The sequence below is a fragment of the Stenotrophomonas sp. 05L44_2 genome, from assembly GCF_056665995.1.
Genome location: NZ_JBFTNR010000433.1, coordinates 1 through 3,636, shown reverse-complemented (window position 1 = coordinate 3,636; position 3,636 = coordinate 1). Strand labels below are relative to the sequence as shown.

4 protein-coding genes and 1 pseudogene are annotated in these 3,636 nt (G+C 67.3%); 2 read left to right on the top strand and 3 right to left on the bottom strand.

Annotated elements, in window-relative coordinates:
• Positions 1-9: 9 nt before the first annotated feature.
• Positions 10-909, bottom strand: coding sequence for a LysR family transcriptional regulator (locus AC1VAN_RS15015; protein ID WP_025874037.1), 900 nt, complete (start codon positions 907-909; stop codon positions 10-12).
• A 394-nt stretch (positions 910-1,303) separates the two neighbouring features.
• Here AC1VAN_RS15015 and AC1VAN_RS15010 point away from each other — a divergent pair, with 394 nt between their 5' ends.
• Complete coding sequence (locus AC1VAN_RS15010) at positions 1,304-1,516, top strand: DUF4287 domain-containing protein (protein WP_032977298.1); 213 nt, start codon at positions 1,304-1,306, stop codon at positions 1,514-1,516.
• 409 nt (positions 1,517-1,925) lie between these two features.
• Positions 1,926-2,633 carry a YitT family protein gene (locus AC1VAN_RS15005; RefSeq protein WP_025874035.1) on the top strand — a complete coding sequence of 236 codons (708 nt, stop codon included), beginning with the start codon at positions 1,926-1,928 and terminating at the stop codon, positions 2,631-2,633.
• Positions 2,634-2,707: 74 nt separating this feature from the next.
• Here the strand turns inward: AC1VAN_RS15005 and AC1VAN_RS15000 are convergent, their stop codons facing one another.
• Together AC1VAN_RS15000 and AC1VAN_RS14995 are read right to left on the bottom strand one after the other, a co-directional pair.
• Positions 2,708-3,253, bottom strand: coding sequence for a DNA-3-methyladenine glycosylase I (locus AC1VAN_RS15000; protein ID WP_025874034.1), 546 nt, complete (start codon positions 3,251-3,253; stop codon positions 2,708-2,710).
• Positions 3,250-3,636: pseudogene (locus AC1VAN_RS14995) on the bottom strand (DUF4153 domain-containing protein); the annotation flags it as partial. The pseudogene AC1VAN_RS14995 and the gene AC1VAN_RS15000, both read right to left, overlap by 4 nt.

Below are 3,636 nucleotides of genomic sequence, written 5' to 3'. Positions count from 1 at the left end.
CCCCACGCCTCACCCCACCATCGGTCCGCGCAGCGCATCAAGCACCGTACGCATCGCCACGGTGACGTGCCGGCGTGACGGGTAATACGCGTAGTAGCCATCGAAGTGCGGGCACCAGTCATCCAGTGTTGATTGCAGGCGGCCTTCCAGCAGGGCCGCCTGCACCTGGTCTTCGGGCAGCCAGGCCAGTCCGCTGCCGGCCAGCGCCGCAGCCCGCGTCATGCCCATGGTGTTGAAGGTCCATTGGCCGGAGACGCGGATGCTCAGTTCGTGGCCATCCTGACCGAAATCCCACGGCATCAGGCCGCCATGGGTGGGCAGGCGCAGGGTGATGCAGTTGTGCGCGGCCAGATCGTGCGGATGCACCGGCGCCACGTGCTGGCGGAAGTACGACGGTGCCCCCACCACGCGCATGCGCAGCGGCGGACTGATCGGCAGCGCCACCATGTCGCGTGCCAGGCGCTCACCGAGACGGATGCCGATGTCGTAGCGCTCGGCGACGATGTCGGCCAGGCCGTAATCGGTGGTCAGCTCGACCTTCAGGTCCGGGTACTGCTGCAGCAGCGGCGCCAGCCTGGGCCAGGCCAGGTATTCGGCGGCGTGGCCGGTGGCGTTGATGCGGATGGTGCCTGCGGGGCGCTCGCGGTACTCGGCCAGCGCGGCCAGTTCGTCTTCGATCTCTGCCAGGCGCGGGGCCAGGGTTTCCAGCAGGCGGGCACCGGCCTCGGTGGTGGCGACGCTGCGGGTGGTGCGGGTCAACAGGCGCACGCCCAGTCGCTCTTCCAGCCCGCGCATGGCGTGGCTGAGGGCGGACTGGGAGACGCCCAGCTGGGCAGCGGCTTTGGTGAAGCTGCCTTCGCGGGCAACGTGGACGAAGGCTTGCAGGTCGTTGAGGTTTTCACGCGGCATGAGGGGATGATACGGCCGGGCTGCGCCCGGCGCCCGCGGTAGTGCCGGCCGCTGGCCGGCAACCGCAACAGCAACAGCTGGCTTCCTGCTGGGATGGCGGGGTGGGCCCGGTTACGGGGGACGCCGTGAATCCATCCATGGAGGCTTGGCCGCGGCATCCATGCCGCGGACACCCCCGCAACCGGACCCACCCCGCCTTCGACAGTTTTCCGCGATCTGTTGGAATTGCATGACTTGTTGTTGGTGGGGGTCGACCTTGGTCGACACGTAGATCCACGCCATGCGTGGATGCGCGTGACTGGTGGCGCCGGGCGCTGGTCGGTTAATGCGCTATGTCGATTTGTGGTTCCGTGGTTCGTCGATCGGGTACTTTCCAAAGAAAAGGGAGCAGCACATGAGCACCGACAGCAAACCCAAGGGCCCGGCGTCCTATTTTCCTTCCATCGAAAAGACCTACGGGCAGCCGGTGGCGCATTGGCTGGCGCTGCTGGCCAAACGGCCGGGGCTGAAGCACATGGAACTGGTCAGCTTCCTGAAATCCGAGCACGGGCTGGGCCATGGCCACGCAAACGCCCTGGTCGCCCACCACCTGGCCACCCAGCGCTGAGACAACCGCTCCACCGAGCGAAGCGACCCGCTTTTGCTCTTCTTTTCTCTTTACGTGGCTGGACGCGCACGGAACCTGTCCAAGGCCGGGTGGGGTGAGGCTGCGGGGGTGTCCGCGGCATGGGCCCGAGGCATGCCTCGGGCGGGTTGGGCAGGACGGGACGCCCAATCCCGGTCTTGCTGTGTGCGCAGGACAGCGCACACGAGCAAGACGCGGCCAAGTCCCCAGGGACGGATTCACGGCGTCCCCCGCAGCCTCACCCCGCCTGGCCAAGCCACTGAACTGCATTACGCCGCCCAGCCACGAGGGGCTGCGCCGTTCGCCGCAACTCCCAACTGAACGATTTCATCTGCAACTGTCATGCAGATCGTGTCTAATACCGCTCCCCACCCGTAGTGCCCCCACCTGTATGTCCCTCCAATCCCATGGCCCGGCGCCGTGCGACGACGCTGACGGCCACCTGGTCACCGCTGGCCCGCTGACCCCGCCGCCCGATGTTGCCGGCACCCCCGCCGATGAGAAGGCGCTGCGCCACTCGGTCGCCGAGGACGTGCAGGGCATGGTGCTGGCCATGCTCGTGGCCTCACTGGGCCTGGCCATCTTCGCCAAGGGCGGGCTGATGATCGGCGGCATGGCCGGCATGGCCTTCCTGCTGCACTATTCGATGGGCTGGAACTTCGGCCTGGTGTTCGTGCTGGTCAACCTGCCGTTCTACTGGGTGGCCGTGCGCCGCATGGGCTGGGAATTCACCCTGAAGACGTTCGCAGCGGTCACTGCCTGCGGCCTGCTCACCGACATCCTGCCGCGCTGGGCGGACTTTTCGCATATCGCGCCGCTGTACTCGGCGCTGGTCGGTGGCGCGCTGTCCGGCCTGGGCATCCTGTTCTTCATCCGCCATCGCGCCAGCCTCGGCGGCATCGGCATCCTGGCGGTGTACCTGCAGCGCACCCGCGGCTGGAGCGCCGGCAAAGTGCAGATGTCCTTCGATGCGTGCCTGATGGTGGCCGCGTTCTTCGTGCTGTCGCCGTCCAAAGTGATGTACTCGGCCATCGGTGCGGTGGTACTCAGCCTGGTGCTGATGTTCAACCACCGCCCGGGCCGCTACATGGGCGTCTGATTCCGCATTCGGCGGATCGCCCGCCCAGGTGCCACGCGCCCCGGTAGCGCCGGGCCATGCCCGGCGGATGCGCATCAGCCGCGCGCTGCCTGTACCCACGGCGGTGCCAGCTTCAGCAGCGTTGCATGCACCGGGCAGTCCTCGGCATGCGCGCCCGGCAGGTAGCCCAGGCTCATCAGGAACTCGCCGGTGATCTCGCCACCGGTGAAGCGGAACGTCTTCTTGAACAGCTTCACCCAGTCGGCCTTGCTGCGCGGATGGTGTGCGTCCAGCCAGGCGGCGAAGCTGCCGTGGCTCTGGCGCAGCTGCTGGATCACTTGCGCGTTGTGGATCGCCGCCAGCACCTTCAAGCGGTTGCGGATGATGCCCGGGTCCGACAGCAGGCGCTCGATGTCCTGCTCGGCGTAGGCCGCCACGCGATCAACGTCGAACGCGTCATAGGCCGCGCGGAATCCCTCGCGCTTCTTCAGGATGGTCTCCCAGCTCAGGCCGGCCTGGTTGATCTCCAGCAGCAGGCGCTCGAACAGTTCACGCTCATCGCGCTGCGGGAAGCCATATTCATTGGCGTGGTAGTACTCGTGCACCGGATGGCCCGGGGCGATGCGGCAGTATCCGCTCATGGTGTGGCCGCCTCCGCGCGGTCGTTGCTGCGATCAATCTCCAGCTGGCCCGCCGCGCCGTCAAGCAGCAGCGTCGGCCAGCGCGGCGGCTGCATGGTCAGGCGGCCGTCGCGCAGGGCCTGCGGGGCCCCGTCCGAGGTGCGCTGGTCAACGTCCTGGAAGGAAACCTCACCCTCCTTTCTCCAGCCAGCCGGTTCACGCACGTGCAGCTGGCAGCGCGGACCGCTGTACAGACTGGTCATGCACAGCAGCACGTCGTCTTGGCCATCGCCGTCCAGGTCACGGCGCAGGGTGACGCAGCGGTTGTCGCCGGTCTTGTCGTCGTCCAGGCAATCGCCCGCGTGCAAGCGACGGTCCAGTATCGCCTGCCACCAGTCATCGGC